25 protein-coding genes are annotated in these 25,847 nt (G+C 65.5%); 13 read left to right on the top strand and 12 right to left on the bottom strand.

Annotated elements, in window-relative coordinates; all coding sequences use genetic code 11:
* Positions 1-77 precede the first annotated feature (77 nt).
* Together AC1DS0_RS15670 and AC1DS0_RS15665 are read right to left on the bottom strand one after the other, a co-directional pair.
* A complete protein-coding gene (locus tag AC1DS0_RS15670) occupies positions 78-1,130 on the bottom strand; it encodes a class I SAM-dependent methyltransferase (RefSeq protein ID WP_476815226.1) in 1,053 nt (350 codons plus the stop codon).
* On the bottom strand, positions 1,131-2,675 hold the full coding sequence (locus AC1DS0_RS15665) for a tetratricopeptide repeat protein (RefSeq protein ID WP_476815225.1): 1,545 nt from the start codon (positions 2,673-2,675) through the stop codon (positions 1,131-1,133). It abuts the gene before it with no gap.
* A gap of 127 nt (positions 2,676-2,802) precedes the next feature.
* On the opposite strand from AC1DS0_RS15665, the gene rffA reads away from it, so the two are divergent.
* From rffA to AC1DS0_RS15650, 3 genes are read left to right on the top strand one after another with little or no spacing between them, the layout of a single operon-like run.
* On the top strand, positions 2,803-3,990 hold the full coding sequence (gene rffA, locus AC1DS0_RS15660; RefSeq protein ID WP_476815224.1) for a dTDP-4-amino-4,6-dideoxygalactose transaminase: 1,188 nt from the start codon (positions 2,803-2,805) through the stop codon (positions 3,988-3,990).
* Between the two features lie 2 nt (positions 3,991-3,992).
* The gene (locus AC1DS0_RS15655; protein ID WP_476815223.1) at positions 3,993-4,751 is read left to right on the top strand and encodes a WbqC family protein; all 759 of its coding nucleotides are present in this window, start codon (positions 3,993-3,995) and stop codon (positions 4,749-4,751) included.
* Positions 4,741-5,418, top strand: coding sequence for a class I SAM-dependent methyltransferase (locus AC1DS0_RS15650; protein ID WP_476815222.1), 678 nt, complete (start codon positions 4,741-4,743; stop codon positions 5,416-5,418). The genes AC1DS0_RS15655 and AC1DS0_RS15650 overlap by 11 nt, the downstream gene beginning before the upstream one ends.
* A 45-nt stretch (positions 5,419-5,463) precedes the next feature.
* Here AC1DS0_RS15650 and AC1DS0_RS15645 read toward each other — a convergent pair whose 3' ends face one another.
* Positions 5,464-6,510 (bottom strand): FkbM family methyltransferase, encoded by a 1,047-nt coding sequence (locus AC1DS0_RS15645; protein ID WP_476815221.1) that lies wholly within the window; start codon positions 6,508-6,510, stop codon positions 5,464-5,466.
* Between the two features lie 53 nt (positions 6,511-6,563).
* On the opposite strand from AC1DS0_RS15645, the gene AC1DS0_RS15640 reads away from it, so the two are divergent.
* The 8 genes from AC1DS0_RS15640 to AC1DS0_RS15605 all read left to right on the top strand — a co-directional run bounded on the left by AC1DS0_RS15640 (position 6,564) and on the right by AC1DS0_RS15605 (position 13,740).
* Positions 6,564-6,779, top strand: coding sequence for a hypothetical protein (locus AC1DS0_RS15640; protein WP_476815220.1), 216 nt, complete (start codon positions 6,564-6,566; stop codon positions 6,777-6,779).
* A 113-nt stretch (positions 6,780-6,892) separates the two neighbouring features.
* Positions 6,893-7,600 carry a cupin domain-containing protein gene (locus tag AC1DS0_RS15635; protein ID WP_476815219.1) on the top strand — a complete coding sequence of 236 codons (708 nt, stop codon included), beginning with the start codon at positions 6,893-6,895 and terminating at the stop codon, positions 7,598-7,600.
* 5 nt (positions 7,601-7,605) lie between these two features.
* The gene (locus AC1DS0_RS15630; protein ID WP_476815507.1) at positions 7,606-8,493 is read left to right on the top strand and encodes a GNAT family N-acetyltransferase; all 888 of its coding nucleotides are present in this window, start codon (positions 7,606-7,608) and stop codon (positions 8,491-8,493) included.
* A gap of 19 nt (positions 8,494-8,512) precedes the next feature.
* Positions 8,513-9,439: a 2-hydroxyacid dehydrogenase gene (locus AC1DS0_RS15625; protein WP_476815506.1), complete on the top strand. Its 927-nt coding sequence runs from the start codon at positions 8,513-8,515 to the stop codon at positions 9,437-9,439.
* Between the two features lie 12 nt (positions 9,440-9,451).
* Positions 9,452-10,921 carry an NAD-dependent succinate-semialdehyde dehydrogenase gene (locus AC1DS0_RS15620; RefSeq protein ID WP_476815218.1) on the top strand — a complete coding sequence of 490 codons (1,470 nt, stop codon included), beginning with the start codon at positions 9,452-9,454 and terminating at the stop codon, positions 10,919-10,921.
* Positions 10,922-11,183: 262 nt separating this feature from the next.
* Positions 11,184-11,627 carry a helix-turn-helix domain-containing protein gene (locus tag AC1DS0_RS15615; RefSeq protein ID WP_476815217.1) on the top strand — a complete coding sequence of 148 codons (444 nt, stop codon included), beginning with the start codon at positions 11,184-11,186 and terminating at the stop codon, positions 11,625-11,627.
* Positions 11,628-11,636: 9 nt separating this feature from the next.
* On the top strand, positions 11,637-13,031 hold the full coding sequence (locus AC1DS0_RS15610; RefSeq protein ID WP_476815216.1) for an aminotransferase class III-fold pyridoxal phosphate-dependent enzyme: 1,395 nt from the start codon (positions 11,637-11,639) through the stop codon (positions 13,029-13,031).
* A 232-nt stretch (positions 13,032-13,263) separates the two neighbouring features.
* Positions 13,264-13,740, top strand: coding sequence for an Lrp/AsnC family transcriptional regulator (locus AC1DS0_RS15605; RefSeq protein ID WP_427362552.1), 477 nt, complete (start codon positions 13,264-13,266; stop codon positions 13,738-13,740).
* Positions 13,741-13,746: 6 nt separating this feature from the next.
* On the opposite strand, the gene AC1DS0_RS15600 is transcribed toward AC1DS0_RS15605, so the two are convergent.
* Positions 13,747-14,622: a GNAT family N-acetyltransferase gene (locus AC1DS0_RS15600; RefSeq protein WP_476815215.1), complete on the bottom strand. Its 876-nt coding sequence runs from the start codon at positions 14,620-14,622 to the stop codon at positions 13,747-13,749.
* A 178-nt stretch (positions 14,623-14,800) separates the two neighbouring features.
* Between AC1DS0_RS15600 and AC1DS0_RS15595 the strand changes: the two genes are divergently transcribed.
* On the top strand, positions 14,801-16,078 hold the full coding sequence (locus tag AC1DS0_RS15595) for an NAD(P)/FAD-dependent oxidoreductase (RefSeq protein ID WP_476815214.1): 1,278 nt from the start codon (positions 14,801-14,803) through the stop codon (positions 16,076-16,078).
* Positions 16,079-16,232: 154 nt separating this feature from the next.
* Here AC1DS0_RS15595 and AC1DS0_RS15590 read toward each other — a convergent pair whose 3' ends face one another.
* From AC1DS0_RS15590 to AC1DS0_RS15565, 6 genes are all read right to left on the bottom strand, one after another.
* Positions 16,233-17,018, bottom strand: coding sequence for an ABC transporter permease (locus AC1DS0_RS15590; RefSeq protein ID WP_427362457.1), 786 nt, complete (start codon positions 17,016-17,018; stop codon positions 16,233-16,235).
* On the bottom strand, positions 17,015-17,884 hold the full coding sequence (locus tag AC1DS0_RS15585; RefSeq protein ID WP_476815213.1) for an ABC transporter permease: 870 nt from the start codon (positions 17,882-17,884) through the stop codon (positions 17,015-17,017). Before AC1DS0_RS15585 ends, AC1DS0_RS15590 begins: the two co-directional genes overlap by 4 nt.
* Positions 17,885-18,002: 118 nt before the next feature.
* Positions 18,003-19,058, bottom strand: coding sequence for an ABC transporter substrate-binding protein (locus AC1DS0_RS15580; RefSeq protein ID WP_476815212.1), 1,056 nt, complete (start codon positions 19,056-19,058; stop codon positions 18,003-18,005).
* 39 nt (positions 19,059-19,097) lie between these two features.
* Positions 19,098-20,402, bottom strand: a complete 1,305-nt coding sequence (locus tag AC1DS0_RS15575; RefSeq protein WP_476815211.1) for an NAD(P)/FAD-dependent oxidoreductase — start codon at positions 20,400-20,402, stop codon at positions 19,098-19,100.
* Positions 20,403-20,406: 4 nt separating this feature from the next.
* Complete coding sequence (locus tag AC1DS0_RS15570) at positions 20,407-21,111, bottom strand: HAD-IA family hydrolase (protein WP_476815210.1); 705 nt, start codon at positions 21,109-21,111, stop codon at positions 20,407-20,409.
* Positions 21,112-21,141: 30 nt separating this feature from the next.
* A complete protein-coding gene (locus tag AC1DS0_RS15565; RefSeq protein WP_476815209.1) occupies positions 21,142-22,227 on the bottom strand; it encodes an ABC transporter ATP-binding protein in 1,086 nt (361 codons plus the stop codon).
* A 230-nt stretch (positions 22,228-22,457) separates the two neighbouring features.
* Here AC1DS0_RS15565 and AC1DS0_RS15560 point away from each other — a divergent pair, with 230 nt between their 5' ends.
* Positions 22,458-23,411, top strand: a complete 954-nt coding sequence (locus AC1DS0_RS15560) for a LysR family transcriptional regulator (protein WP_476815208.1) — start codon at positions 22,458-22,460, stop codon at positions 23,409-23,411.
* 18 nt (positions 23,412-23,429) lie between these two features.
* Here AC1DS0_RS15560 and AC1DS0_RS15555 read toward each other — a convergent pair whose 3' ends face one another.
* Complete coding sequence (locus tag AC1DS0_RS15555) at positions 23,430-24,899, bottom strand: aldehyde dehydrogenase family protein (RefSeq protein ID WP_476815207.1); 1,470 nt, start codon at positions 24,897-24,899, stop codon at positions 23,430-23,432.
* 2 nt (positions 24,900-24,901) lie between these two features.
* The gene (locus tag AC1DS0_RS15550; RefSeq protein ID WP_476815206.1) at positions 24,902-25,570 is read right to left on the bottom strand and encodes a haloacid dehalogenase type II; all 669 of its coding nucleotides are present in this window, start codon (positions 25,568-25,570) and stop codon (positions 24,902-24,904) included.
* Positions 25,571-25,847: the final 277 nt, after the last annotated feature.

Raw genomic sequence — 25,847 nt, 5'->3', positions numbered from 1 at the left:
ATGGCAGGCGTGGGCAGCTTTCCGTCAAGGACCGATCAAGCGCAGTTTGGTCAGCAAATGACAACGACCAACCACGATCACGCGGCGAGTTCGAAGATGCCGATCAACTTGTAGCCAAGCCCGAGTTCAAGCAGGCGCGCGGCGCTGAGCGCACCATTCTCATCCGGCCAGTTCGTTGTCTGCTGGTTGGGGCGCAATCTCGCAATGGCAGCGTTTTTCTCGTCGTCAGAGAATGCGGCGATGCGATCGATCTCACTGACCACCGTCTCGATATGCAGGGTGCGATATCCTGCCCGGGCCAGAAGCGCGGGCAGGCTCGCGGGCGTGAAATAGCTCCAGTGTCCTGGGCAGATGACCGAGCTCGCCGTGCCCTCGAGCTGGACCAGCAGGCTCTCCCAATTGGGTACTTGCACGAACAACCGGCCGCCTGGCGAAATATGCCCGCTGATCATCCGCAGAAACGCGATCGGGTCGGCGAAATGCTCCAGCACATCCAGAATCGCGATGGCATCGAAGCTCTGCCTAGCCTTGGGCAAATCCTGCGGAAAATAACCTTTGATGACAAGATCGCGGCTTGCCTCGCCGACCCGGTCGCGAGCTACTGCAACGGCAGCCGCACCGGGCTCGACCCCCAGGATGTCCCAACCCCTGGCCCGCGCCTCGACCAGCATCGTGCCGGTGCCGCAGCCGATTTCGAGAAGTGAACCAGCTTGGGTGCATTGCTCGCCGATGCGATCGAGATAATAGCGGGCGCGGGCGCTTTCCAGCTCCAGGTAGGGCCCGGAACAGCGCAGGCGCATCGCCTCGATATCGAGGTCCGAGACCTGATAGCGTTCCGCATCGGCGCTCTCGTCCATCACCTGCCGTGAATAGGTGAAGCCGCAGGCGTCGCATGTCACGACGTCGATGCCGTGATTGCGCAGCACCGCCTTTTCAGGGGAGGCCGCGCCACAGGAGGGGCAATCTCGCACATGATACTGGCCCGTCTGACCTCCGGACTCGGGCGGGGAGATCCGGTTCACGGCGCGCGCTTCGGCTGCACGAAATCGCGAATAACCCTCCGCGAGGCGCGCGCGCATGCCCGGGATCAGCGCCGCGTCAAAGCTAATGCGGGGATCGATCGCTGCCATTCATGCCTGCCCGGAGCGCAAGGCGCTCTTCAATCTGGTAAAAAGCCGCCGGGCGCGAGAGCGTCGGACGCGCGCATCCCGGACAGCCAGTCTCATATCCACATCAAGTTCTTTTTCAAAGATGCTTGCATTGCTCATGCGGTGCGCCAGCGTACCTGCCCGGGCCGATGCAGCGGCATAAGCGCTACTGTCTTGCAGGAGATTCACGGCTGTCTCGACGAAGCCGCTCCAGTCCTTAGCCACCAGTGCTGGGTCGCGCTGCAACTCGATCGCCGGCATTTCCTGGCTGTGCATCATCACCACCGGTCTCGATTTGGCGAGCATCTCGCGGGCCGACTCGCCGCCAGTAACCGGCCAGGTGTCGAGCAGCAGTTCGAGGATATGCCCCCAGACATGCCCGGCGACATAGCGCTCCTCCACTTGCATGCGCGTGCCCACAGGACTGCCGGCGATGAAGGACTTGATGAAGCTGGCATCGCCAGTGCCACCCAGGATGAAGGCGACATCCGGGCACCGCAGCAAAATCTGCTCTGCCGCTTTCAGGTACGGCGCCGTGACCTTGGAAAGCCGGCCATAGCTGCCGATCAGTCGCATATTGGCTGGCAGCAGGGCGCGCTCGGCGGCAATATCCGCGTCGGCCACCGCCGGGCTGAGCCCGGAGACGTCCCACGTCGGGTTGAAGCGCAGCATGGTGGCGTTACCCCACCCGGCTTTCAGGCTATCAAATCCGAAGCTGTTGAACACGGCATCCAGATTCTGGACCGGCCAGGCCGGCATGCCGGCTTGCAGGAAGATTTGAACAGGGGCGAGCTTCCGCGAAAACAGCGCTGTCGGGATGCCATTGTTCATGTCGGACACGACGATATCGGGCCTGTCGCGCCGGGCCTGCGCCTCGACAGCCAGAATCGTGTCATTCGGCGTGTCGCGAGCCAGATCATGCAGGCGCACGCCCTTTGCCTCGAGAAAGGCGCTGAACGCCTCGTCTCTGAAACGCCAGGAATAGACATCAAGCCGATGACCGGCGGCGAGCAAGGCCGGCACGACCTCGCGCAAGCCAACGCTCATCGGATTGCCGGTCTGTGCGTACATCGCAAGCCAGGCGACGCGATATGATCCGGCGTTAGCCGGCAACGGTAGATCGCGCGCGGGAACCGTCCTGGCGAAACTCAGCGATGCGGCATGCAGTGGCGCCAGTAGCCGCTCGCTTTGCCGAGAGCTGGAATCCTCGAAACACCAGACCAGAAAGAAGATGAAATCGACCAGATCACACAACAGCCCGACATGCGGCGCAGGCACGGCGCCCCAGCGCTCAATCGCCCGGTTCACCGGCTCGTAGAGATCCAGGGCGCGAGAATCCCATTTCCAGTAGTAGTAGGAGAAGCCGTGATTCAAAGCGGCATGGTAGGTTTCGAACTGGGTGACGGATTGCGGCTCGGCAAGTAGCAGGGTTTCAAGGCATTGCGAGAAATCGTGGTAGCGATCGCTGACGGCGTCGCCACCCAGGCTGGTCAACGTTGAAATCGCTTCTTCAATCGTTCTAGACATGCGTGGGCTCGTCAGTGATGGCTCAGCTTATCAGCAGGGTTTTTATCGGCAGGGTTTCCGCGCGACAAAGCCGGACGTTATGATATCTGCCTGTCAAAGCGGCAAAAAATACCGAGAGAGCAGCAAGATGAATAACAAGTCCGCTTTTGCCGAGCCCCATCGCGCCCACGCTGCCGCATCCAAAATCCCATTTGGCCGCCCCGCTATCGTCGGAAATGAGCTGGGCTATATAGCCGAGGCAATTGCAAATGGAACGATTGCGGGCGGCGGCCCCTTCATGCAGCGTTGCGAGAAGTGGCTCGAGCAGCATCTGCCCGCGCGCCGCGCCTTGATGACGCATTCCTGCACGGCGGCGCTCGAGATGGCGGCTATGTTGTCAGGTGTCGGACCGGGCGACGAAGTGATCATGCCGTCCTTCACGTTTTCGGCAACGGCGACGGCCTTCGTGCTGCGTGGCGCCACACCTGTCTTCGTCGACATCAGGCGGGACACGCTGAACATCGACGAAAACCTGATCGAAGCCGCCATCACGCCTAGGACACGTGCCGTCGTACCAGTGCATTATGCTGGCCTCGCTTGCGAGATGGATACAATTCTCGCCATCGCAGCGCACCACAAGCTGCTCGTCATCGAGGATGCCGCGCAGGCCCACCTGTCTTTCTATAAGGGGCGCGCATTGGGAACCATTGGCGATCTGGGTTGCTTGTCGTTCCACGAAACCAAGAACATCATCTCCGGTGAGGGCGGCGCGCTGATCGTCAACAATGAGCGCTTTCTGGAGCGCGCCGAGATCATTCGCGAGAAAGGCACCGATCGCAGCCGGTTTTTCCGCGGCCAAGTCGACAAGTACACGTGGCAGGATATCGGATCGTCCTACTGCCCTGGCGAAATCGTCAGCGCGTTTCTTTTCGCGCAGCTTGAGCATGTCGAGGCCATCTGTGCCCGCCGCCGCGCCTTGTACGATCTCTATCGTGAACACCTGCAGTTGCTGGCCAAGCGCGGCGATATCGTGATTCCCGAGGCGACAGGGACCGATGCCAATGGCCATATCTTCTGGCTCTTGCTCAAGGACGAGCCTACGCGGGCCGCACTCATCAAGCATCTGGCAGCTCATGATATTAACGCCGTGTTTCACTATATTCCGCTGCATTCGGCACCGGCGGGCCGCAAATTTGGCCGGACCGATGGTGATCTGACCGTGACCGATTCCGTCAGCAATTCGCTGCTGCGACTGCCGCTCTATCTTGAGCTCACCGACGACGACGTACACCGCATCATCGACACGATCAGCGGCTTCTTCGGGCAAAAATCCTGATCATGCCGAGCTCCGTCAACGTTTCACTATCGAAGGGCTGTCGCGTCGGCATCATCCAGTCGAGCTATATTCCCTGGCGGGGATATTTTGACATGATCGAGCGCTGCGACGTGTTCGTATTTCTCGACAGCGTCCAGTTTACACGCCGCGACTGGCGAACGCGCAACGCCATCAAGACGCCGAACGGCTCGTCCTGGCTGTCGATCCCGGTGAAGCAGAAGGGCAATTTTCACGCCTCGATCGATTCCGTCGTCATCAGTGACCCGAGCTGGGCGGCCACGCACCTGCGTAGCATTCAAGGTGCCTACCGTCGGGCCGAGGCTTATGATGCGGTTTACCCCGTCTTGGCCGATGCGTTTGCCGCGATTGCGCATCAGAACTCTCTGTCGACCGTCAATCAGCATCTGACCCGCGCCCTGTGCGAAGCACTTGAGATCAAAACGCCGCTTCTGGTGGACGTCGACCTCATCGCGCGCGCAAGCCTCGATACTGCCGATTCGACCCAGCGACTGATCGACCTGGCGAAGGCGGCGGGGGGGACATCCTACCTCTCCGGGCCGTCCGCACACAGCTATCTCGACGAAAGGCGATTTCAGGATGCCGGTCTTAAGGTCGAATGGATGGACTATGCCAACAGTCTGATCCCGTACCGGCAACTCTGGGGGGATTTCGTGCCGGCTGTGTCCATCATCGATCCACTGCTGAATCTGGGCTTTGAAGCGACGCGGGCCACATTGCGGGATCGAAGCTATGCCGCATGATCCGGTAAGGCCCAATGGAACGTCAGGCGCGGATGCGACTGAATCCATCCACCGTGTCGTGGCTGCTTATTACGATGCGGCGCTCGCCCAGCACGGCACGACCGCGCGCGGAGTCGACTGGAAGGACGATGCCTCCCACCGGACCCGCCACGTCCAGTTTCTGAGGTTGATCGAGCATGATCCCGATGCTTCGATCCTTGATCTGGGCTGCGGCTATGGCGATTTCCTCACCGTCCTGCGACAAGCTGGCCATCGTGGGCGCTATGTTGGGTGTGATATCGCGCCCGGTATGATCGAAGCCGCCCGTCAGATGCATGGCGAAGGGGACGATCGATGCTGGCACCTCGGTGCCGCCCCGCCGGAGGCATGCGATTACGCCATCGCCAGCGGCATCCTGAATGTGCGGCGCGGCACTGACCCGGCCGGCTGGGCCGGCTACGTCGACGAGACGATCGATCAACTTGCGATCAACAGCACGAAGGGATTCGGTTTCAACATGCTGACGCTGTCATCCGATCCCGACAAACGTCAGCCGCATCTGTTCTATGCCGATCCCGTGACCATGCTGGCCAATTGCCTGAGCCGCTATGGGCGGCACGTCGCATTGCTCCAGGATTACGGGTTGTGGGAGTTTACTGTGCTGGTACGGCTCGCGTCGAAGAGTTAGAGCATTGTCTTCACGCGAGCCGGTGCCACTTCGCTCGAAAATGCTCTAATTGCCTTTTTGGGCAAAGATGACGTGCCCATGCGTTTCGATTTTATAGCCAATGTTCGATAGAAAAGAAACGACATCAGGGCCAGTTAATTCCGTTGTGCCGGGTTTATTGTGAATATCTGTGGAAATGAATACATTGGGATTCTCCGTAAGAAGCTTGATTGCTCCTTTTAGGACCTCAACTTCGTAGCCTTCGACGTCGATCTTGATGACGATTCTGGAGTGGGTGGCGAAATTGAGCTTTTCGGCTAGTCCGTCGAGTGTAATAACGTCGACCGAATACGCTTCGGCTCCGCTTAGGAATGCATCGTCGCGCTGTCCAAGTCGTGATGATTCCGGCAGGAATGGCACTTCCCCCGTCGGATCTTCAGGTTGTTCAAAAAACTCCGCCTCGCCTTGCACATCCGAGACCGCAGCAGCGACTAGATTCACGCGCGAAGAGCCGCCATTTCGTGCGAGGGTTGCTTGCAGGTGCCGCATAGCTCGTCGGGAGGGCTCGAAGGCGACTATAGTTGCGCCTTCGGGAACAGTCATCGAATAGGGAACGGTCATAGCGCCTGTTGCCGCTCCGACGTCCAGGAACAGGGTACCTGGTTCGATCAGTGCACGCATGCGTTGCCAGTGATCGGTCTCTACGAAGAGGCGTAGATGACCGGCGTGATCGACATGCAGGCAGTGCCTCATCGTCATGAGCGTATAGCGCGGCAGCACTACGGGCACGCCGTTCAATTCGACACGGAACCACGCCTCATCGGACGCCTCGATTGCCGACACCGCGCCGAAGGCTATCGCACGCCACCCCAATTCCTGAGCGACTGCCGTCCGCTGCTCACGGGTTGCGGTGTCGCCAGGTTGAAGCGCCGGTTTCAAGAAGCGGAAAACTGAAATGAACGCACTGCCACTCTCGTCAGGAAGCCGATTCTCCAAATCAGGGCGCTCGGCCAGCAATTCACGCTGTTCCCTCAGCAGCTGATCGCGCTGCAGTTTGATCCGGCGCAGCGGCGGGATGGCCATGGCGACCACGTGCTTCAGTTTTCCGAGCATTTCTTGACGCGGGCCCCTAATCCACCACGACGAGTCTTCCGAGGACACTCACCATGAACACTTGCGACGTGCAAGCGGCACTGCTTTCGCTTGGTCACCCGCTAGCGCAATTCGGCGCCGATGGCGAGACGCGCGCCGCCATGCTGACGTTCAAGCGCAAGCGCAGTCCGGCGGTCACCGACAAAGCTCGCGGCCACGACGACAGCCGCGCCCCGTCGGGCCAGGATCCAGCCACCGCCAATGTCCGCTTCTTGAGCGCGCCGCGGTAGAGCGATGTGGCGCTACCTGCTGCGCGATGCCGACCGCTCGTCCCGAGAATTTCCTCCAATCCGACGGCTGGGAAACGGCCTAGCTCAGCAGCATCATGCTGGATGGAACGTTCATGCCGACCTTTCCGATTGTTTTCGCCGCTCACGCCTCCGCCTCCGGCGCCGGGCCACTGTCCAAAGACGATCCGTTCGGCGCCGGCCGAGAGATCGTTTGGAGCGGGCCGCAGGACCTGGCGGTGGGGCTCGTCACGTTTTCCGGCATCCTCGACAGCGCGGCCTTCCCGCACACGGAGGTGATCGTCGTCCGGTCGGGGCGTCTCGATCTGACGCTCGCGGACGGCGGCAGGCGCACGCTCCAGGCCGGCGAGAGCATCGTGATCGCGCGCGGCACGGCCCTGCGCGTCGAGGCGGCGCCCGGCACGAGCTGGGTCTTCTGTGCCGGCACCGGAGCAGCTTCCGCAGCGCCCGGCGTGACGGAGCTGCCGGCCGATGCGCCGCTTTCGCCGTCGTCGCCGCCTCCAGCCAATCTTCTCGAAGGGCCGGTGCCGCAGTGCCGGAGCTTCAACGCCTTCACCGACGAGGTGTCGGGCCTGCGGGCCGGTATCTGGGATTCGACGCCGTATCGGCGCGTCCTGCGTCCGCAGCCGGTCAATGAGCTGATGCACATCCTCGTCGGCAGCGTCACCCTCACCGGGACGGATGGGCGTCCGGTCCGGATCGCGGCGGGCGAGAGCGTGTTCGTGGCCCAGGGCACGCCATGCGCCTGGGACAGCGATGAGCATGTCGCCAAGGTCTACGTCGTCCAGGAGGTCGGCGCGTGAGCGCCATGGCGTCCGTTGCCGGGACGGGCATGACCGGGATCGCGGCTCCGGAAGCGCTGACACTGCGGGCAATCCGTACGGACGACGCGGCGTCCTGCGCAGAGCTGTCGCGCCGCGTCAGCTGGCCGCACCGTCGCGAGGACTGGGAGTTCGTGATCGGCCTCGGCCACGGTGTCGTCGGGGAGCGGAACGGCAAGCTCGTGGCCACCGGCCTGTGGTGGCCCTATGGCGAGAGCCATGCGACGGTCGGGATGATCATCGTCGCGCCCGAGGAGCAGGGGGCGGGGATCGGCAAGCGCCTGATGCAGACCCTGCTCGCTGAGGCCGGGGAGCGCTCGCTGATGCTCAACGCCACCGTTGCCGGTGCGCCGCTCTATGTCCGCCTCGGCTTCCGGAACTGGGGCGGTGGCGTGAGACAGTATCACGGTCATGTAGGCGCCGTCGCAGCGCCTGAGGTGGGTGCGGGCAAGCGGCTGCGTCCGGGCAGCCCGGCGGATCTCACCAGGCTCGAACGGCTCGATCGAGAGGCGACCGGCCTGGAACGAGGGTCGGTTCTGGCGGCGCTCCTGCAATGCGGCGAATGCCTGGTGCTGGAACGAGCGGGGCAGCCCGTCGGCTTCAGCATCCTGCGCGCCTTTGGCCGCGGCCAGGTGATCGGCCCGGTCGTGGCTGCCGACGAGACGGATGCACGTACTTTGATCGCCTGCTGGCTGCACGGCCGGGCCGGTCAGTTCATCCGGGTCGATCTGCCGCTCGGCTCCGGGCTGGGCGAATGGCTGGTACAGCACGGTCTTGCGCCGGCCGGCGATGTCACCGCAATGGTGCGCGGCGATCTGCCGGCCGCATCCGGACCGGCGCGCCTCCACGCTCTGGTGACCCAGGCGCTTGGCTGATATCCGCGAGGTCGACACGATGACGCTGCTGCTCAAGTCGGATGCCGCCCGCGCCGAGGAATGGACGCGGCTGCTTGCGGATAAGGCGCCCGAGCTGCCGTTCCGGATCTGGCCGGATATCGGCGATCCCGCCGATATTCGCTATCTCGCCGCCTGGCTCCCGCCGGACGACCTGCTCGGCCAGTTCCCCAATCTCGAACTGCTGGTCTCGGTCGGCGCTGGCGTCGACCAGTTGAACCTGGCCGACATCCCGCCGCATTTGCCGATCGTGCGGATGATCGAGCCCGGCCTCGTCGACAGCATGGTCGAATACGTCACCATGTCGGTGCTGGCCCTACACCGCGACCTCATCCCCTACATCGCCGCCCAGCGGCAACAGGCCTGGACGGCGCTACGGATCAGGCCCTCGAGCGAGCGCCGCGTCGGTGTCCTCGGTCTCGGCATGCTCGGCAAGGCCTGCGCGCTGAAGCTCGCCGAATTCGGCTTCGGCGTTGCCGGCTGGAGCCGCTCGCGGCACGAGGCCCCGGGCGTCGAAACCTTCGCCGGGACCATCGAATTGCCGGCCTTTCTCGCCCGCACCGACATCCTGGTCTGTCTGCTGCCATTGACCGATGCGACGCGCGGCCTGCTCGGCGCCGAGTTGTTCGCTCGATTGCCGCAGGGCGCGATGATCGTCAACGCCGGCCGGGGCGGCCATCTCGATCAGGATGCCCTGCTGGCGGCGCTGGACAGCGACCACCTTGCGGGCGCGGTGCTGGATGTCTGCGAGCCGGAGCCGCTGCCGGAAGGGCACCCGCTCTGGAACCACCCCAAGGTCCTGCTTACGCCGCATATCGCCAGCCGCTCGCGCTCGGAAGCCTCGCTCGACATCGTTCTCGAGAACCTGCGGCGCCACCAGGCGGGCGAACCCCTGATCGGCCTGATCGACCGCGATCGCGGCTATTGAATGAGGCTTGCCATGTCGATTGTCGCTCTCGAAGACCGCAGTCTTCTCGTCGGCCGCGCCCTGATCGGCGGCGAATGGGTCGGCGCCGCCTCCGGCGAGGAACTGCCGGTGCGCGATCCGGCGACCGGCATCGAGATCGGCACGATTCCGGCTTGCGGCCAGGCGGAAACCAATGCTGCGATCGCGGCGGCGCAGGCCGCGTTTCCGGCCTGGAAGGCGCGGCCGGCGGCCGAGCGGGCCGCCCTGCTCGAGCGCTGGCACGATCTCCTGCTGGAACACCGCAAGGATCTCGCCCGCATCATGACGGCCGAGCAGGGCAAGCCGCTGGCAGAGGCCGAAGGCGAGGTGCTCTACGGCGCCGGCTTCATCAAATGGTTCGCCGAGGAGGCGCGCCGCGTCTATGGCAGCACGGTGCCGGCCCCGACTGCCGACCGGCGCATCCTCGTGCTGAAGGAGCCGGTCGGCGTCTCCGCCGCGATCACGCCCTGGAACTTCCCCAATGCGATGATCACCCGCAAATGCGCGCCGGCGCTCGCGGCTGGCTGCCCGATCGTGGTGAAGCCCTCGGAGCTGACGCCCTTTTCGGCGCTGGCGCTCGGCGTGCTGGCTGAGCGCGCCGGCTTCCCGCCCGGCGTGATCAACATCGTCACCGGCCTGCCGCAGGGTGTCGGTGCGGCCCTGACGCAGAACCCTGTCGTCCGCAAGCTCTCCTTCACCGGCTCGACCCGGGTCGGCGCGCTGCTGATGCGGCAATGCTCGGATACGCTGAAGCGATTGAGCCTCGAGCTCGGCGGCAATGCGCCCTTCATCGTCTTCGATGACGCCGACCTCGACGCAGCCGTCGCCGGGGCCATCGCCAGCAAGTTCCGCAATGCCGGCCAGACCTGCGTCTGTGCCAACCGCATCCTGGTGCAGGACGGCATCCACGATGCCTTCGCCGATCGCCTTGCCAAGGCCGTGGCGGCGATGCGGGTCGGCGACGGGCGGCAGGACGGTGTCACCATCGGCCCGCTGATCAATGCGGCGGCGGTCGAGAAGGTCCATGCGCATCTCGACGATGCGCTCTCGCTCGGTGCGACGCGCTTCGCCGCGGCTCAGGGCGAGGTCGACGGCTCCCGCTTCGTCGTGCCGACCGTGCTGACCGGTGCGACCACGCGGATGCGCCTCGCCAATGAGGAGACCTTCGGCCCGGTCGCGCCGCTGTTCCGTTTCAGGCACGAGGACGAGGCGATCGAAATCGCCAACGGCACGCCCTTCGGGCTCGCGGCCTATTTCTATACCGAGAACCTCAACCGCTCCTGGCGCATCGGCGAGCGGCTTGAATTCGGCATGGTCGGCCTCAACACCGGCTCGGTCTCGATGGAGGTGGCGCCCTTCGGCGGCATCAAGCAGTCCGGCATCGGCCGCGAGGGTGGTGCGACCGGCATCGAGGAATATCTGGAGCTGAAGAGCTTCCATATCGGCGGGCTCAAGTCCGCCTGATCGGCAAGGCCGAAGCACGATCTGCCGATCCTGCCACCGAATAGGGCAGGGGATACCAAAGCGGCGCGCCAAAGCCGCCGCACAGTCCAGCCGACCGATCCTAGCCTTCCTGATAGCGCCAGAGCCCGTTCCGATCAGCTTGCGTCGCAAGCCGATCGGCAAAACGGCCTCTGACTCAAAGCGCGAGACGGATTCACCGATCAGGTCGAGTCGACCTGATCGGATCCGGCTCGAACGCGTTCAGCGGAGGACGATGCGGTCCATGCTCCAGTCTGTTTCAAGCCCTGTTGCCCGCGCGGTGGAGTCGGCGAGCCCCGGTATCCGGCGGGCGCTGAGCCATATCGAGCGGCATTTCACCGAGGCTCTCTATCTCGACGACCTCGCATCGCTGGCCGGCCTCAGCGTCTGCCGCTTCGTGACCGTTTTCCGGCGCCAGGTCGGGCTGACGCCGCACCGCTTCGTTTGCCGTGAGCGCGTGCGCTATGCGCGGGCGCTGCTCGCTGACGGTGTCCCGGCCGCGCAGGCGGCGCTGGATGCCGGCTTCTTCGACCAGAGCCATCTCTCGCGCCATTTCAAGAGCGTCTACGGCGTGACGCCCGGCCGCTATCTGCGCGATGAGGTGCAGTCTCCGCCGCCGCGGGCCGGCCGGCTCGGCTATGCGGCGCGCGCCGCCTTTTCTCCCGTTTCGTCTTCCCGTCCTGCCTGAGGTTCCGCCATGAGCGTCAACTCCCTCGAAGCCCTTGACCGCCGCCACTGGGTCCATCCGGTCGCCAACTGGGCCGGCCATGAGAAGCGCGGCGTCACCGTGATGAAATCGGCGAAGGGCGCCTTCATCACCGATAGCGACGGCCATGAGCTGATCGACGGCTTCGCCGGGCTGTGGTGCGTCAATGTCGGCTATGGCCATGAAAGCATCGTCGAGGCGGCCGCCCGCCAGATGCGCGAACTGCCCTATGCAACCGGCTATTTCAGCTTCGGCAGCGAACCGACCATCCGCCTTGCCGCCAAGCTCGCCGAGCTGACCCCCGGCGATCTCGACCACATCTATTTCTCGCTGGGCGGCTCGGATGCGGTCGACAGCGCGCTCCGGCTGATCCAGTTCTACTACAACGTCACCGGCCAGCCGACGAAGAAGGCGATCCTCTCGCTTGAGCGCGGTTACCACGGCTCAAGCTCGACCGGCGCTGGCGTCACGGCGCTGCCGGCCTTCCACGCCAATTTCGACTTTCCGGCGCATGTGCATCACTACGTCGCTCCGCCCTATGCCTATCGCAACCCGACCGGCTCGAGCGACGCGACGGTGATCGCGGCCAGCGTCGCCTCGCTGCGCGCCAAGGTCGCGGAGCTCGGCGCCGAGAACGTCGCGGCCTTCTTCTGCGAGCCTGTGATCGGTTCGGGCGGCGTCATCGTGCCGCCGAAGGGCTGGCTCAAGGCGATGCGTCAGACGGCGGCTGAGCTCGACATCCTCTTCGTTGCCGACGAGGTCATCACCGGCTTCGGCCGCACCGGCCCGATGTTCGCCTGCGAGGCCGAAGGCGTCGTGCCGGATATGATGACCATGGCCAAGGGGCTGACCTCGGGCTACGCGCCGCTCGGTGCGCTCGCCATCGGCGAGAAAGTCTATCGCGCCATCGCCGACAATGCCCCGGCCAGCGGCCCGATCGGCCATGGCTACACCTATTCCGGCCATCCGGTCAGCGCAGCGGTCGCGCTCGAAGTGCTGCGCCTCTATGAGGAGGGCGGGATCCTCGCCAACGGCCAGCGCGTCGGCACCTATTTCGAGGAGCGCCTGGCGACGCTCGCCGACCACCCGCTCGTCGGCGAGGTCAGGGCGCGCGGCTTGCTGGCCGGCGTCGAGCTGGTCGCCGACAAGGCGACGAAAGAGAAGCTGCCGCGCGAAGCGAAGCTGCCCGACCATCTCTTCGCCCGCGGCTACGCCAATGGTGTCATCTTCCGCGCCTTCGCCGACGACATCATCGGCCTGGCGCCGCCGCTCTGCTGCAGCGAGGCGGAGATCGACCTGATCGTCACCAGGCTGCGCAAGACACTCGACGAGGTCCTGGCATTGCCGGAGGTGGCGGCGGCGTTGAAAACCGCGAAAGCGGCGTGATCCTTGCTTGGCCCGGACCGCATCAAACGACCAGATCACGATGATTTTGGATCAAATCGATCCAAGATCATAAAACGTGATCGATTCTAAAAGCTTAGAGCAGGATTTCAGCGAAAAACCGGTTCCCACTTTTTCGCATCCTGCTCTAGTCTGATACCGGTTCGGGCTCGCTCTGCAGGTCCGGTTCCGCAAGAGGCATCCAGGACAAGAGGCCTTCGTCGTGACACCGGGCGTGCGGCTCGACCGCATCGACATGAAGATCCTGATCGAGCTGCAGAACAACGGCAGGATCACGAACGTCAATCTGGCCGATGCGGTGGGCCTGTCGCCCAGCCCCTGCCTGCTGCGGGTCAAGCGGCTGGAGCAGGCCGGCTTCATCTCCGGCTACGGCGCGACCATCAACCTGCAGAAGCTCGGCGAGACGATCACCGTCTTCACCGAGATCACCCTGACCGACCACACCAAGGAATACTTCATCCGCTTCGAGACGGCGCTTCGGCGCGTCGACGAAGTCGTCGAATGCCACCTCGTCAGCGGGGGGTACGACTACCTCGTCAAGTTCGTCACGCGCGGTCTCACGCACTACCAATCGCTGATCGAGACGCTGCTCGACCGCAATATCGGTATCTCCAAATACTTCAGCTACATCGTGATCAAGTCGCCGATCCAGAAGCCCGGCTATCCGCTGCCGACGCTGTTCGATATCTGACCGGCGTCAGCCAAGCGCCTGGGTGACGAGCCCGAAGGTCCGGGCTTCGCCGCGCGGCCCGTGATTGTGCCCCCTGACCATCGTGGTCACGGTGTCGTAGACGGTCATGCCGCATTCTTCGAGGAAGCCGCCGAACCTGCCCTGTTCCTGGGCGGTGTCGACGCGCAGGAACTGGCCGTCATGGGCGATCACATGCGGCCGCAGCAGCGCGATCGCCGCCTCGTCGCTCTCGGCCACGATCGGGCCGACGACATGGCCACGGCCGAAGCGGCGGCAGAGCGCAAAGCCGACGACGGTGCCGTCGCGCTCGATCACCGTCCCGGTCGCCAGCTTCATCAGCGCGGCGATGACGCGCGAGCGATCGGCTCCATAGGCGTCGGCGTCGAGCTGGGCGATCGCGTCGCCATCGGCTGCTGTCGCGGGCCGGACGGTGAATTCGTCGGGCGCTGCGCCGGCCGGCGCCTGGGCGCGGCCCTGATGCTGGAAGATGCGGCCGATCGGCTGGAAATCGAGCGACCGGTAGAGCCGGTAGCCGGCCCGCGTCGCGTTGAGCCTGAGGTCGCGCGGGCCCGCCTCTTCGAAGATCGTGTCCATCAGCCGCCGCCCGGCGCCCTGCATCTGCAGGCGCGGCGAGGTGATGACCATGCCGATCGTGGCGAAGTGCGGCCCGTAGGGCCACCACATCGCCGAGGCTAGGGCCCTGTCGATCGCATCGCAGGCGACGAAGCCGTGCCCGACCTCCAGCACGAAGCGCCAGTCCTCCGGCCGATGCGGCCAGCTGACACCGACGGAGAGTTGGTGCGCCTGGGAGATATCCGCTTCTGTCATCGGCCTGATGGCGAGCTCGTAGTCGAGCCGGCGCCGAGCCGTTCCGTGAGCCACAGTTGCAGGCCTCGTTCGTCGAAATACGGGGCGACTATAGGCAGGCGCCGGGCTAGGGAGAACTGCAAAATTGTCCAAGAACCTGCGCAGCAAGGCGGTATTCTCGACGGTCGGAGCCGGCCTGCCCGGCGAGGGGCGGCCCGTGTCGCCCTGTCCGGAACGCTGAGACGATAACCCCATGAAGCTCGAACCCTACTGGCTCGCGACGGCGCCGGGATTCGCCGCCGGCTCCTCGGCTCCGATCGCCGGCAAGGTCGATGTCGCCATCGTCGGTGGTGGTTTCACCGGCCTGTCGGCCGCGCTTGCTCTGGCAAAGTCGGGGGCGAGCGTTGCCGTGCTGGAGGCCGGGCGCGTGATCGGCGAGGCCTCCGGACGCAATGGCGGGCATTGCAATAACGGCCTCGCGCATGATCTCGGCAGCCTTGCCGCCAGCCTCGGCGAGGAGAAGGCGGTCGCGCTCTATCGCGCCTTCGACAGTGCGGTCGACACCGTCGAGGCGCTGGTCGCGCGCGAGGCGATCGACTGCGATTTCATCCGCACCGGCAAGATCAAGCTTGCGGCCAAGCCGGAGCATTTCGCCAAGCTGGAGAAGAGCGCCGCGCTGCTGCGGCGCACGGTCGAGCCGGACCTGACCGTGGTGCCGCCGTCCGAGATTCGCCGCGAGATCGGCACGGACGGCTTCTTCGGCGGGCTGGTCTATCCGCGCAGCGCCCATATGCATATGGGCCGCTTCGGCGTCGGGCTTGCCGAGGCGGCGGCGCGAAATGGCGCGGCGATCCACGAGAACGCGGCAGTGACCGGGCTGCAGCGGCTGAATGGCCAGGCTCACCGCGTCGTCACCAGCCGTGGCACGCTGGAGGCGGGGCAGGTGCTGCTCGCGACCGGCGCCTCGCGCCGGGGACCCTTCGCCTGGCTCCGGCGGCGCATCGTGCCGGTCGGCAGCTTCATCATCGCGACCGAACCGCTCACGCCCGAGTGCGCCGCGGCAATCATGCCGACACGGCGGACGGCGACGACAACCAGGAACATCGGCAACTATTTCCGGCTCACGCCCGACAACCGGCTGATCTTCGGGGGGCGGGCGCGCTTTGCGCTGTCGAGCCCGGCCTCTGACGCCAAGAGCGGCGCGATCCTGAGGGCTCGCATGCTGGAGCTCTTCCCGGAGCTCGCGAGCACGCGCATCGACTATTGCTGGGGTGGGCTCGTCGACATGACCGCCGACCGGCTGCCGCGCGCCGGCGAACGCGACGGCGTCTTCCACGCGCTCGGCTATAGCGGCCACGGCACCCAGATGTCGGTGCATATGGGGCAGGCGATGGCCAGGGTGATGGGCGGGGACGCCAAGGCGAACCCCTTCGCCGGGCTCGACTGGCCGGCAGTGCCCGGCCATTTCGGCCCGCCATGGTTCCTGCCTTTCGTCGGGATGTATTACCGCTACCAGGACTGGCGCCACTGAGAGCGCTCCGGAACGCTACTCCAGCGGCCGCCTGACGCGGCCGTCTGCGCTTCCGGTGCTCACGGACGAAAAGTCCGCTCCGCTCCGGTTCTCGACGGCCACGCCAGTCGACTCACCGGAGCGCGTTCCACAGCGCCCTCAGACGCGGCCTGCGCTACGCCTCCTTCTTCTGTCCGCTCATGGCGAGCAGGACGAGCAGGAAGGAGGCCGCCGTCAGCAGGGTCGAGATCGAGGCGATGGTCGGGTCGATCTCGTCGCGCAGCGCCGTGAACATGCGCTTGGTCAGGGTCTGGTACTGACCGCCCGAGACGAACAGTGCGATGATCGTTTCGTCGATCGCCGAGATGAAGGCGAAGACGGCGCCGGCGAAGACGCTGGCCTTGATCTGCGGCAGGGTCACGGTGAGGAAGGCGCGCAGGCGGTTCATGCCGAGGCTGCGCGCCACCATCTCCTGCGTCTTGTCGAAGCTCTGCAGGCCGGCGACGACCGAGGTGATGACATAGGGCAGGCCGAGCATGACATTGGCCAGTACCAGCCCGGTCAGCGTCTGGATCAGGCCGAGCTTGGCGTAGACGAAGAAGATGCCGATCGCGACGATGATGATCGGCACGATCAATGGCAGCATCAGCACCATGTGCAGCGAGCGCATCAGCCGGTTCTGGGCGTTGCTGATCGCATAGGCCGCCGCGGTGCCGAGCGGCGTCGCGATCAGCACGGTCAGCACGCCGAGCATCAGGCTCATGCGCGTGCCCTGCATCCAGTTCGGATTGCCGAAATACTCGGCGTACCAGCGTAGCGAGAGCGCCGGCGGCGGGAAGGTCAGGAAGCGCGTGCTCGAGAACGACATCGGCACGATGATCAGCACCGGCAGCATCAGGTAGATCAGGACGAGCCCGACGACGAGGCCGAAGGCGAGGCGCGGCAGCAGCGAGGTTTTCATTTCTGCCCCAGCATCTTGTCGAGCGGGATGATGCGGCCCACCGCGGCGAAGATCATGAGCACGCAGGCGAGCAGCACGACGCCGACCGCGCTGGCCGCGCCCCATTGCGCGTAGAGCTCGACATTGCGGCTCACCACCATCGAGATCATCACGGTGCGCCCGCCGCCGAGCAGCTCGGGCGTGATGTAGAAGCCGAGCGTCAGCACGAAGACGAGGGTGAGCCCGGCGATGACGCCCGGCAGCGACAGCGGCAGGAAGATGCGCAGGAAGCTGTAGAACGGGCCGCCGCCGAGGCTGGCGCCGGCGAGCATCAGCTCGCGCGGGATCTTCTGCATGGTTGAATAGAGCGGCAGCACCATGAAAGGCAGGAGGATGTGCACGGTCGCGATCACCGTGCCGAGCTCGTTGTGGACCATCGCGAGCGGCTCGGTGATCAGGCCGAAGCGTTCGAGCAATTGGTTGGCGACGCCGGTGCGCTGCAGCAGCACGAGCCAGGCATAGGCGCGCACCAGCACGCTGGTCCAGAACGGCAGCATCACGCAGGCCAGGATCAGCACGTTCCAGGGCCGCTTGGCGTGAGCCGCCGCATAGGCAACCGGATAGCCGAGCAGCAAGGTGAGGAGCGTCACCATCAGGGCAATGCGGAAGGTCAGCGCGAAGCTGCGCCAGTAGACCTCCTCGGTGAAGATGCGGCGGTAATGCTCCAGCGTGAAGCCGTTGTCGTAGATCGACTGGGCCGCCAGCCAGCCGACCGGGATCACCACCAGCGCGACGATCACCAGCACGGCCGGCGCCGCGAGCAGGGTCATCAGCGCCTGCTCGCGGCGCTGATGACGGAGGGATGGATCGATCGCGCTGGTGCTCATCTCGTCACCTTGGTCATGCCCGGGCTCACAGGCCCGTCATGCTCGGGCTTGACCCGAGCATCTCCTGCAAGAGATTCTCGGGTCTGCGCTGCGCTTCGCCCGAGAATGACGACGGATCTCACTTCTGCATGAACTGCAGCCAGCGCTTCTCAGCCGCTTCGCCGGCCGGCGAGGTCCACCAGGCATAGGACATCAGCGCCTGCACCTTGGCGTTCTCCGGCGCGCTCGGCAGTTCCTTGACCCGCGCCTCGGATATCACCTTGGTGTCGTAGGCCTTCGGGTTGGCCGGGCCGTAGTCGATATGCAGCGGCAGGTTGGCCTGGTGCACCGGATCGACCGCCTCGTTCAGGAACTTGATCGCGGTCGGCAGGTTCGGCGCGCCCTTCAGCACGCAGAGAGAAGTGCTCTGCAAGATGCCCTGATTGTAGGTGTAGGCGACCTTGGCGCCTTCTTTCGTCAGCGCGCTGATGCGGCCGTTCCAGGCCATCACCATGTCGACCTCGCCATCGTTGAGGAGCTGGGCCGACTGGGCGCCTGAGGTCCACCACACCGTGATGTTCGGCTTGATCTCCTCGAGCTTCTTGAAGGCGCGCTCGACATCGAGCGGATAGAGCTTGTCGGGGGCGACGCCGTCGGCCATCAGCGCCGCTTCCAGCGTCGCGAGCGGGTGGTTGCGCAACGAGCGGCGGCCCGGGAACTTCTTCACGTCCCAGAAATCGGCCCAGCTCTTGGGCGCCGAGGCCGCGTCCGGGAATTTCTTCTGATTGTAGCCGAGCACGCTCGAATAGAACTCATAGGCGACGGACCAGTCGCTGCGGTACTCGGCCGGCATCGCCGCCGCGTTCGGGATCTTGCTGAAGTCGAGCTTCTCGACGATGCCCTGCTCGCCGCCGCGCAGGCAGAAATTGGTGGCGACGTCGACGACGTCCCAGGTCGGCTTACCGGTGGCGACCTGGGAGCGCATGATCGGCCAGGCGTCGGGCACGCTGTCCTGGTTGATGGTGATGCCGAGCTTCTTGGCACTCGGGTCGAGGATCGCGATGGTCTGCGCCTTCTGATAGGCGCCGCCCTGCGAGACGAACATGATCTGCTCGGCCGCATTGGCAGAGCCGAGTGCTGCGAGGGAAAGCCCCGCGACGGCGCAGGCAGTCCGGAAGTTCAAGCTCTTGGCCATGTCCTGTTCCCCTGTTGTTTTGGATCGGAGCTTCGAGGCCTACCGTCCGATCGCATCCAGAAACTGGTACCAGCCGGCGACCAGACGGACCGCCGGTTCTCGAAGCGCGTAAAAGGGCACGGGCCGCATGCGGCCGACGTCGAGCAGCCCGACATCGGGGCGCTCGCCGCGCGCAAAGGCGGCAAGGTAGCGCCCCATCAGGCTCGACATGGCGACACCGGCGCCATTGTAGCCCATGGCGACCATGACCCGGTCGTCGATGCGGCCGACATGCGGCACGGAATCGAGCGTCATCGCGACGAGGCCGGACCAGGAAAAGGCCAGCGGCACGTCGGCGACCTGCGGGAAGATGCCGACCATCGCCTTGTGCAGGGCGGCGGAATCCGCCTTGCCGAAGGCGCCACGGCCGCCGAAGACGATCCGGTCATCGACCATGCGGAACCAGCGCATCATCCGCTTGGTCTCGGTATAAGTCCGGCCGGTAGGCATCACGCTGGCGGCGAGGTTCGGCGAGAGCTTCTCGGTCGCGATGATCGCGCTGCGGAACGGGATCAGCGTGCGCTGGTAGTCGCTGGTCGCAGGCGTCAGGTCGGAATAGCTGTTGGTGGCGATGATCGCCTGCTTCGCGCGCACTGTCCCACGCGGCGTCTCGACCAGCACGCCGTCTGCCTCGCGCCGGAGGTTGAGCGCTGGCGTCTGGCTGTAGACGGGAATGCCTTGCGCGGTCACGCCGCGGGCGAGGCCGCGCAGATAGTTGAGCGGGTGGATGCCGCCCGAGCCGGCATTGAGCACGCCGCCGACGAAGCCGGCGGAGCCCGTCTCCTCATGCACCTGTCCGACATCAAGCACGGTCATCGTGGTGTCGCCGAGTTCCGCGCGCAGCCACTGCGCTTCCTTCACCGCATAGGCCAGCGTCTCGTGGTTGTGCGCGGCCTTGACCTGGCCGGCGCGGGTCAATCCGGCATCCCGGATGCCGCAGGCGTCGACCAGCTCGGCGACGATATCGGTCGCCTCATGGGCGATATCGTACATGCGTTTCGCCATGCCCCGGCCATGGCCGGCGGCGATGGCCGGGAAGGACAGGCGGAACTTGGCGGTGATGACGCCGCCATTGCGCCCGCTCGCGCCCCAGCCGGGCTCGTTCGCTTCGAGCACGACAGGCGCAAGGCCGCTGGCGGCAAGATGATGGGCAGCCGAGAGCCCGGTATAGCCGGCGCCGATGATCACGACGTCGGCCTGCGCATCGCCGGCGAGCGGCGGCAGCGCCTGCAGCGGCGATGCTGTCGCCCGCCAGAGCGAGGGCGCGGCGTCGAGGGCCTGCCAGGATGTAGGCGCGGCCGTCACGGGGTCAGGCCCGTTCCGCCTCGACCGCATCGGCAAGCGCCTTCAGCGTCGTGAAGTGATAATCGGGCTTGGTGATCTCGGGCACCGCCGGCGTGCCGCCGAAGCCCTTCTGGCCCTGACGCCGCTCGATCCAGCAGGTGGCATAGCCGAGCGATTTGGCGACGCGGATGTCGTGGTACTGGCTCTGCGCGACGTGGAGGATCTCCTCCTGCTTGTAGCCGAAGGCCGATTGCCGGCCGCGATTATAGGCGAAGAACAGCGGATCGGGCTTGGGGTGGATCGCCTCGTCGGCTGTGACGCTGTCGTGGAAGGGGTTGCCGAGGGTGTGGGCGTAGCAGGCGAAGCTCGGCCGGTCGGCGTTGGTCATGGCGACCAGCCGGTAATGCTTGCGCAGCCGCGCCAGCGCAGCAGCCGAATCCGGGAAGGCGGGATGGCGCAGGATCGCGAGCTGGAAGGCGTCGGCCGTGGCATCGTCATGCGGCAGGCCGAGCTCCTTGGCGAGGTGGATGTAGACCAGCTTCATCACCTCGCTGGAGCGCTCGTAATGCAGCTCGCGGCCCTTGAGATAGGGCGCGAAGATCTCGTCGTCGCTGAGCTTGGCGGCCGCCGGGCCGCCGAGGCGCCGGACTGCGCCGAGGACGCCGGCCTCGAAGTCGATCAGCGTGCCGACGACGTCGAATGTGAGAACCTTGAAATCGCTGAGGGCCATGGTCTTGCGTCTCTGCTTCGGGAAGGGGGATCAGGCGCCGATTTTCGGCACGATGATCGTGTCCTGCGGGTGGAGGCTGACGGCGAGGCGTTCGCCGACCGGCGGGATCCGGCGGGCGGCCTCGTAATGACTGGGCTGGCGCAGGCTGAGCGCGGTGCCGTCGTCGAGCGCGAGGAAGACGCGCAGGCTCTCGCCCTGGAAGACGATATCGGTGACGCGGGCTTCGAGACGGTTGCGGTCCGGGCTGCCGGAGCCGTCCTCGACCAGCAGCTTCTCGGTCTGGATCGCCAATACGAGCTCGCCGTTGGGCGCGATCGGCCGAGCGCTCTTCAGCACGGTCCCGGCCAGCGAGACGCTGTCAGAGCTGGCGCGCTGGACCGGCAGCAGCGTCGCCTCGCCGATGAAGCTGGCAACGAAGGCGTTGGCGGGATGGTCGTGCAGGCGCTCGGGCCTGTCGATCTGGACCAGCTTGCCGTCCTTCAGGATGGCAACGCGGTCGCTCATCGTCAGCGCCTCGCGCTGGTCGTGCGTGACGTAGATGATCGTCGCGCCCAGCCGCTTGTGAAGCTGGCGCAGCTCGATCTGCATGTTCTCGCGTAGCTGCTTGTCGAGCGCCGAGAGCGGCTCGTCCATCAGGATCAGGCGCGGCTCGAAGATCATGGCGCGGGCGAGTGCGACGCGCTGGCGTTGGCCGCCGGAGAGCTGGCCGATGCCGCGCTCCTCGTAGCCGGCAAGGTCGACCATGGCGAGCGCGCCACGGACCTTCTCGGCATAGGTCGATTTGGGCAGGCGCCGCGCTCTTAAGGGGAAGGCGACGTTCTCGCCGACGCTCATATGCGGAAACAGCGCGTAGTTCTGGAAGACGATGCCGATGTCGCGCTTATGCGGCGGGGTATAGGTGACGTCGCGCCCACCGAGATGGACCGAGCCGCCGGAAGGCTGGATGAAGCCGCCGAGGATGCCGAGCAAGGTGGTTTTGCCAGAGCCGGACGGGCCGAGCAGCGAGACGAATTCCTGCGGGGCAATGTCGAGCGAGACGTCGTCGAGCGCGCGCACCGAGCCGTAATGCTTGCTCGCGGATCGGATCTCGACGCGTTCGCCGCCTATGTTGGCCATGGCACTCTCCCGTTCGGATACAGCGACATCGCGGCACTGCGCAGGCAAAGACCGTTTTCGGGACGGGCCATAAGGTGATCTTATGGCGATCCGTGCCGGCGCTGGTGCTGTTCGACGGTGCGAGCCTCTGCCGGGCCGTCACCGCAAGCTGCATTCGATCAGCTCATGAAACGGGATTTCAGCCCCTTGTCGCAATTGCCAAATAATCAGGGAGAACATAACCTCATGTAATGTCAGAGCTGCGTCGCATGGTCTCGTCGAGCAATGCGCTCTTCGTCTTCGAGGCGGCGGCGCGCAGCGGCAGCTTCACCCGCGCGGCGGAGGAATTGAACGTCACCCAGCCGGCGGTCAGCCGCATGCTGTCGCGCTTCGAGAACCATCTCGGCCTGCGCCTGTTCGAGCGCGGCGGGAGGGGCGCGATCCTGACGCCGGAGGGCGAAGTGCTCTATCGCCGCGTCGCCGACGGCTTCCGCAGCATCGAAGCGGGCCTGCGCGAGGTCGAGCAGCTGCGCGGCGGCAAGGAGACGGTGACGATCTCGGTCTCCTCCGCCTTCACCACGCATTGGCTGATGCCGCGCATGGATCATTTCCAGCGCCGTTTTCCCGCGGTCGACCTGCGCTTCCAGATGATCGCCGGCTCGCTGCGCGGTCCGGTCGACAATGTCGATCTCGGCATGCGCTTCCTCGATGGCGACGAAGCGGTGCCGGCCGAGGCGATGGTGGTGCGCGAGGTGATGCTGCCGATCTGCAGCCCCGGCTATCGGCAAGACGAGCGGGAGGCCGAGGCGACGGGCGAGGGCAACACGATCATCAACCTGACCGATTCGGCGCTCGACTGGGCCGAGCGCTATCCGCCCTTCGCCACCGGCCGGCCGGGGCCGGCCAAGACGCTGAGCTTCTCGGACTATGCCGTGGTGGTGCAGGCGGCGCTGCTCGGCCAGGGCGTCGCCTTCGGCTGGATCACAGTCGTCTCGCATGCGCTGAGGTCGGGCGCGCTGGTGCCGGCCAGCGACCGGCTGACGCGCGGCGAGCGCAACTGCGTGCTGCTGACACCGCGCAACCGCCCGCCGAGCCCGGTCGTCGGCGAGATCCGGGACTGGATCGGGGCGGAGCTGAAGGCCGAGATCGAGGCGATCGACGCGCTTCATCCCGGCCTCGGTCTGAGGCAGGCCTGCTATGGCTGACGGCTCTGCGCGGCGCATTCAGCCCGCGATGTCGATCAGCACCGTCTTGTGCCGCAGGTTCTGCTCGACCGCTTGCCGGCCGAGATCCTTGCCGATGCCGGAGCTCTTGTAGCCGCCGGTCGGCAGGATGAAGTCGAGCGTGCGGCTGTAGCGGTTGACCCAGACGGTGCCGGCCTGCAGTCGGCGCACGGCACGCAGGCCGCGGCCGAGATCGCGGGTGTAGACGCCGGCGGCGAGGCCGTATTCGGGATGATCGGCGAGGGCGAAGCCTTCGTCCTCATCGGAGAAGCTCTGGATGGTGAGGACCGGGCCGAAAATCTCCTCGCGCACCGCCGCATTGTCGGCGGTCACGTTGGCGATGATCGTCGGCTGGTAGTAGGCGCCGCCATAGCCGGCGATCAAGCTTCCGCCAAGCAGCACCTCGCCGCCTTGCTCCCGGCTGGCGGTAACGATGCGGTCGATGCGGCGGGCCTGCGCCTCGGACACGATCGGGCCGAAATCGGTCGCAACCTTCCAGGTATGCCCGGGCGTGATCCCGGGGAGCTTGACCTTCAACAGGTCGATCAGGGCCTCGGCGATCGGGCGCTGCACGATCACGCGCGAGCCGGCGACGCAGCCCTGTCCGGAATTGGCCAGGATCGAGCTGGCGATGCAGGTCGCCGCTTTCTCCAGATCGGCATCGGCGAAGACGAGCTGCGGGCTCTTGCCGCCGAGCTCGAGCGTCACCGGCTTGATGCCGCTCTCGGCCGCGGCCTTCATGATCGCGGCGCCGGTCCGGGTCGATCCGGTGAACGAGATCTTGCCGATACCCGGATGGCGCGCCAGCGCATCGCCTGTGACGCCGGTGCCCTGGACGATATTGAAGATGCCGGCCGGCATGCCCGCCTCGATCGCGAGCTGCGCCAGCCTGACGGCAGAAAAGGGCGTCAGCTCCGACGGCTTCAGCACGATGGCATTGCCTGCCGCCAGCGCCGGGCCAAGCTTCCAGGAGGCGGTGCTGAGCGGCACGTTCCAGGGCGCGATCGCGCCGACGACGCCATAGGGCTCCGAGACGATCAGGCCGAGATTGTCGCTGCGCGTCGCCGCGACCTCGCCCCCGAGCTTGTCGGCCCATTCGGCGAAGAAGCGGATGCCGTCGGCGGTAGCTGCGACGTCGCCGGTCACGGCCTGGGAGATCGGCCGTGTCGATCCGACGGCTTCGATCCGGCCGAGTTCCTCGGTATTTGCTTCGATGAGCTCGGCCCAGCGTCTCAGGATGCGGGCCCGCTCGCGAGGCGGCCGCGTCGCCCAGCCGCTGGCCGCGACCGCTGCATGGGCGCTGCCGACGGCCCGGTCGACCATGGCCGCGTCGGCGATCGGGATCTCGGCATAGTCGACGAGATCGGATGGACGAGCGACCGGGATCGCCTCGCCACCGCTGATCGCCTCGCCAGCGATGAAGTGCCCGGTCGTGACCCGGATCGTGGCCGGGTCGAAATCACCCGGCATGATCAGAGCCCGACCAGTGCCGGCAGGCCGCCGATGTCCTTGATCTCGTGGGTGCTGTAATAGGGGTTCGCCGGCTCATGGCCGCGATTGACGAAGACGCGGCGGGCGATCTTCATGTCGTAGGCGGTCATCTGGTCGTAGCGGAAGCTCGACGAGCAGTGCATCACATCCTGCGGGCCGCAGCCGAGCATGTCGAACATGTACTCGAAGGCGCGCATGCGGGGCTTGTAGGCCTGCGCCTCCTGCGCGGTATAGGCGGCGTGGAAGGGCGCCCCCAGCTTGGCGACCGAATGCGGGATCAGGTCGGTCATCGAGTTCGAGAGGATGACGAGCGGGATCTCCCTGGCGACTTTGGCGAGGCCTGCCGGCACGTCGGGATGCGGACCCCAGCTCGGGATCTCGTCGATGATGGCCTGGGCATCGGCCGGATCGTAGGGGATGCCGAGGAGCTTGCAGCTGCGCTCCACCGCATTGCGGACGACGTCCTGATAGGGCTTCCACGGGCCGAGGACCTCGTCGAGGCGATAGTTCGAGAACGCGTCGCAGAACGCGTCCATCTGCTCGGGCGACAGGCGGTCGGCATAGGCGCGCCGGGCGGCCGGAGCCATCTCGAAATAGATCAGCGTGCCATAGCAGTCGAAGGTGATGAATTTCGGCCGGAAGCTGCTCATCGTCTCGCTCTTGCTCGTTGCGACGGCTCTCTGCCGTTGGGAAGAGGCTAGAGCGCGAGCGCGGGGAGGGAGGCGGAATTCGAACGCCATGACCGAATATTCTGCCGATGAATCGGGTTGCTTCGGCATGGATTGCTGCGGCTGTCGGGGCAGGATGGACAGGCCAGAGCAGGATGCGAAAAAGTGGGAACCGGTTTTTCGCAGGAATCCTGCTCTAAACTTTTAGAATCGATCACGTTTTATGATTTTGGACCGATTCGGTCCAAAATCATCGTGA

The sequence above is a fragment of the Allobosea sp. P4_H5 genome (assembly GCF_056400825.1).
The sequence above is the reverse complement of the archived record's forward strand: the minus strand, read 5'-3'. Positions and strand labels throughout refer to the sequence as shown.